This window comes from Marinobacter sp. (assembly GCF_052094685.1).
Lineage (GTDB): Bacteria > Pseudomonadota > Gammaproteobacteria > Pseudomonadales > Oleiphilaceae > Marinobacter.
Map to the genome: position 1 here is coordinate 1 of NZ_JBQDKB010000154.1, position 4,799 is coordinate 4,799.

The window sequence follows — 4,799 nt, forward strand, 5'->3', positions numbered from 1 at the left end:
ACAAGATCACTTTAAACGCTGTCTGTCAGGTGCAAGTCCGACAGGCTGCTAGCGGCACATCAATGCTCTGCTGCCTGAGCTGCATGGCCAGATCACTGCTCGACAACCCATGCTGCGCAAGCACGGCCCGGGAAACTTCTACCTGCCATTGGCGCTGGGAAAGCCCCTGCAGGGTTACCTGGGCCACGCCCGGCAGCGCCATGATGCGCTCTTCAAGTTGCAGCGCGTAATCTTCAAGCTGATTTGGTGCTAGGTCACCATAAACCGCAACCGCCGCCACCAGATCGCTGCGGTGCAGTTCACGCACCACTGGCCTTTCTGCTCGGGCAGGCAGATCGGTGAGCGCATTAACCTCAGTGTCTATATCACTCAAAAAACGGATAGAATCTCCATTCGCCTGCATGGAAACCGCGGCACGGGCCAGGTTGTCCTGTGCCACACACTTCATTTCGTCTAGATAATCAACGCCCTTAACGGCATCGTATAAGCGCCGACAAATCGCATCTTCCACATCGGCCGCACTGGCGCCGCGATAAACAACGTCGATACTGACCTCAACAGGACGAAAATCAGGAAAGGTTTCGCGCTTAAGGTTCGGGGCAGAAAACAAACCAACGGCCAACAACAATATAAGCAGTAAATTGGCTGCGGTGGGGTGATCTGCAAACCAGCGGGTCACTGCCCGTCTCCCTGCGCTTGCTGTTGCAAGCGCGCTTCAAGATCCTTGTTACGATGGGGAATAACCTTCGTGCCTGTAACAGCAGGCACTGGGTCATCGGTAATCAAATGCTCACCTCCTTCCAGCCCCTCATCAATGACCGCAAGGCCGTTTTGCTCGAAGGCCACTGTTACAGCTCGTCGCTGTAGGAGGTCTCCTTCCCCTAGCAGATACACCTCGCCTTGGTGCACCGCCGAAGATGGCACAGCCAGCAAAGGCTTGAGGCTGTCGACTGAGAACCGAACTTGCACGTGCATATCTCGCTGCAACGCTGGTTGCTCGGGCACGCCTGCCAAACTGTATGGATTGTCTACGGTCACCACCACCCGAACACTACGTGTGGCGGGGTCTAAGCCACTGGCCACTCTGCTGACATTTGCGGGCCAACGCACGGTAGGAAAACCGGTGAGACCCACTTCGCTTCGGATGGCCGAAAAATCGAACCGGTCGGAAATATCCAGCGCGGGTTGCTGCGAATCAACAGGTATCAACACTGCCGCCATGAGCCTTCGCAACATTGACAGCGGAACCTGCGCTTCAATCTCAGCCTGCCCTATGTTGTCGGCAAGAAATAACGGTTGCCCTAGGCTTGCGTACTGATGCTCTTCCACTTCTACCGAGCGTATGCGTAGATCGTATGGGGCGATAAAACGTGTGTCTTCAAGATCCTGATGCCCCTGTTCTAAGCGCGTGGTGGCGCGTTTAACCTGCGCATCAAGGTGCTGCTGTTTTGAGGGGAGTAGTGAGAGTTGGTTTTCCAGTGATTGCACAAGCTGGCGCTGGGCAAGAGTGGCTCGGCGTTGCTCATCAAGCTGTGAACGCGACACGGCTCCGGTTTCAAGCAAGCGTTCAATACGCGCTTGCTCACTTTCGGACAACTTCAGCCGTTCACTTTCCAGCTTTAATAAATGATTGGTATTACGCATCTCTGCGTCAAGCTGTGCCTGCTCTGCCGCCAAAGAAGCCAACTCAGCCTCTACTTCGGCTATGGCTAGCTGATAACGCCCTGGGTCCAGTGCCAACAGCAGCGTACCTGCGGGTAGCAGTGTGCCGCTATTGAGTTGCGGGTGACGCTGCACCACTCGGCCGGCGACGTTAGCCAAGGCTTGCCACGTGTGTGCCGGGCGGGCAATACCAAAACCCCTAGCGGTAAGCACGAAAGGCATTGGCTGTACTTCAATCACCGTTAGGTTCAGCGGTTGAGGACCCACCTCCTTGTACACAGGCGTTTCACGGAAGAATACAAGAAGCGCAACAAGGAGAACACCGCCCACCAGACCAGCCAAAGCCAACACCTTTCTATCGCCGAAGCGCGCCAGAGCCATTTGATTTTCTCTTATGAAATTGCCATATAACAAGATAGTAATTAATTACTATCTTTTCTGCAAAGGCTGCTGGGAAGACAAGCCACAACCTGCGATCGAGAAACCTACGGATGCGGTGGTTCGCATCACCCACACAACCGTCTGCGGCACCGATTTACACATTCTCAAAGGCGACGTGCCTGCGGTAACAGCGGGACGCATTCTTGGCCACGAAGGCCTGGGGGTGGTAGAAGAAGTTGGCAGCGGCGTAAGCAATATCAAAGTTGGTGACGAGGTGCTGATTTCCTGCGTCACTTCCTGCGGCCGCTGCGACTATTGCAAACGCGGCGTTTATGCCCATTGCCGGGACGGCGGCTGGATTCTCGGCCATCTGATCGACGGAACCCAGGCCGAGTATGTGCGCACCCCCCATGCGGATAACAGCCTGTATGTGTTACCCAAAGAGATGGACCGCGCTGCGGCCGTCATGCTCAGCGACATCCTGCCCACCGGACACGAAATTGGCGCCCTGAACGGCGAGGTTAAACTCGGTGATACGGTAGCTATTGTTGGCGCCGGGCCGATAGGTCTTGCAGCACTGATGACCTCGCGCTTCTACTCGCCTGCGCGGCTTATCATGATTGATCCGGACGAAAATCGCCTGGCCATGGCCAAGATGCTTGGTGCCACCGACACCATAGCCAGGGACCCGATTGAGGCCATCAAAGAACTGACCGATGGCGAAGGCGTGGACGTAGCCATGGAAGCCGTAGGCATCCCTGAAACCTTCGATATCTGCCAGGATATTATTCGCGCTGGCGGTCATATTGCCAACATCGGCGTGCATGGCAAGAGCGTCGAATTCAAGCTGCAGGACCTGTGGATCAAGAATATCACCCTGCGCACCGGCTTGGTGAACACCAACACCATCCCTGTATTGATGCGGTTCGTTGAAAGCGGCGGCGTCACGCCCGCAGATCTGGTAACCCACCGCTTCAAGCTCAACGATATCGAAAAGGCTTATGACATCTTCAGCGACGCGGCGAAAGAACAGGCCATCAAGATGCTGTTGACTGCCGAGTGACTGGATAGTCAGCAACAAACAGCTATTCGAAGCTACAGATACTTCTCCATGGGCAACAAGCTGAACAGGCCGGATTTGAAACGCCGCCAGAATCCCGTGGCCGGTTCGTGCGTCCAGGATTGCTCCTCATCCGCCGACCAGAGCAACTGCCCATCCGCGTCCCGGGTAACCCTCCAACTGTTTTCCGGTGCCATTGCCGCTTCGATGTCCTGCGCAAGCTGCTCGGCCAGTTGGGGGCTGTGGATTACCAGAACGGTTTCAGAATTTAGGTAGATCGAACGCAGGTTGATGTTGAACGAGCCGATGTACAAGGTTTTGCGATCGAACACCGCCGACTTTGCATGCAGGCCCACCGCACCCTGACCGCAGAAACCCGGCATCTCAATCCAATTCGCACAGCCTGCTGCGTCGGGCCGCAGCTCATACAGTTCCAGCCCGTTGGCGAGCATCGTACCGCGACGACGTGCGTAGCCGGCATGATTTGTGGTGAGGTCGTTGGAGGCCAGTGAATTAGTCAAGGCCAGCACACGGACGCCTCGTGCCCTGATCTGTTCCAGTATATCGAGCTGATCGTCTCCAAGAATGAGATACGCCGATTCCACGAGAATTTCCTTGTCAGCCTGCTCAACAAGCTGGTATAGCGCCTGGGCACTGCGTTGGGGGCGATCAGTCTCCGCTTGACTATTCACCACCGGTGAATCGAACACCAGCCTCCCCTCGGCCCAGGTCAGCAACGCCAGCACCTGCGCCATGTACTCAAACGCTGACGTCGCATTTTGCGGCGGTACCCGAGTGAGCCCGGTGGTATCAGATGCGGCCACACGGAGCTGATCCAACTGTACGTTCAAGCCTTGCCCCTGCGCGGCATCAGGCTCCAATTGGCTAATGGGGTAGCTTGACGCGCTGTTCCAGAACGCATCGAAATTGGCGGACAGATCAGCAACGATCGGACCTGCGATCAGGACATCGCGGTCGCGAAAATTCACCTGTGGGTGTAAATCGAAGTACTCATCCCCGATATTGCGGCCACCCATGATGCCTAGCGCGCCATCGGCCACGAAGGTCTTGTTGTGCATACGCTGATTGAGACGCTGAAAGTCGGTGAGAAAGCCCAGCCATTTACCGATACCCCGGCGAACCGCGAAGGGATTGTAGATGGCGATCTCGATATTGGGATGCTGATCCAGCGCGACGAGCATCGTATCGCCGCCATCTACGTTGATATCATCGAGCAACAACCTCACACGCACACCGCGGTCGGCGGCCACCAGCAGACGTCGCGCCAGATACGTTCCCGACACATCGCCGTTCCAGATGTAGTACTGCGCGTCAATACTTTGTTCGGCAGCCTCAATCAGCGCGGCGCGCTGAAGAAAAGCCTGCAGGCCGGTGTCCTGAATGTAAAACCCGGAATCACCCGGTTGGCCCTGCAGATGAGGCTGAATCTCGCGGCCCAGGCGCGTTTCCTCCGGGCGATCAAACGCGTACGACAGCGACGATGCATTTTGAGGGGGCAGCTGGGCGCAACCCTGTATAAACAGGATGACGAACAGAATACATAGACGTCTGGCACGCACTGCGTGCCTTGAAACTGTCGCTATCCTGTCAGGCAATGCCATTAGTAGTACCACGCTTAGGACTTTTTCGGATTTTTCAATGCTCGTCGACGCACGGCAAGGCCTCCACCCCCTAG

The 4,799-nt window shown here is 56.1% G+C and carries 4 protein-coding genes; 1 reads left to right on the top strand and 3 read right to left on the bottom strand.

Features of this window, described 5'->3' with window-relative positions:
* Positions 1–25 precede the first annotated feature (25 nt).
* A complete protein-coding gene (locus tag ACTH3S_RS17810; protein ID WP_441810354.1) occupies positions 26–679 on the bottom strand; it encodes an efflux RND transporter permease subunit in 654 nt (217 codons plus the stop codon).
* Positions 676–2,043: an efflux RND transporter periplasmic adaptor subunit gene (locus ACTH3S_RS17815; RefSeq protein WP_441810355.1), complete on the bottom strand. Its 1,368-nt coding sequence runs from the start codon at positions 2,041–2,043 to the stop codon at positions 676–678. Before ACTH3S_RS17815 ends, ACTH3S_RS17810 begins: the two co-directional genes overlap by 4 nt.
* A gap of 13 nt (positions 2,044–2,056) precedes the next feature.
* Between ACTH3S_RS17815 and ACTH3S_RS17820 the strand changes: the two genes are divergently transcribed.
* The gene (locus ACTH3S_RS17820) at positions 2,057–3,106 is read left to right on the top strand and encodes a zinc-dependent alcohol dehydrogenase family protein (RefSeq protein WP_441810356.1); all 1,050 of its coding nucleotides are present in this window, start codon (positions 2,057–2,059) and stop codon (positions 3,104–3,106) included.
* Positions 3,107–3,138: 32 nt separating this feature from the next.
* Here ACTH3S_RS17820 and ACTH3S_RS17825 read toward each other — a convergent pair.
* Positions 3,139–4,799, bottom strand: a 1,661-nt coding sequence (locus ACTH3S_RS17825) for a phospholipase D family protein (RefSeq protein ID WP_441810357.1), incomplete at its 5' end; no start/stop codon positions are given.

Bases quoted from the DNA above. Each gene is read 5' to 3' on its own strand.
- ACTH3S_RS17815 (WP_441810355.1), bottom strand. From the start codon at position 2,043: ATGGCTCTGGCGCGCTTCGGCGATAGAAAGGTGTTGGCTTTGGCTGGT.
- ACTH3S_RS17820 (WP_441810356.1), top strand. From the start codon at position 2,057: ATGAAATTGCCATATAACAAGATAGTAATTAATTACTATCTTTTCTGC.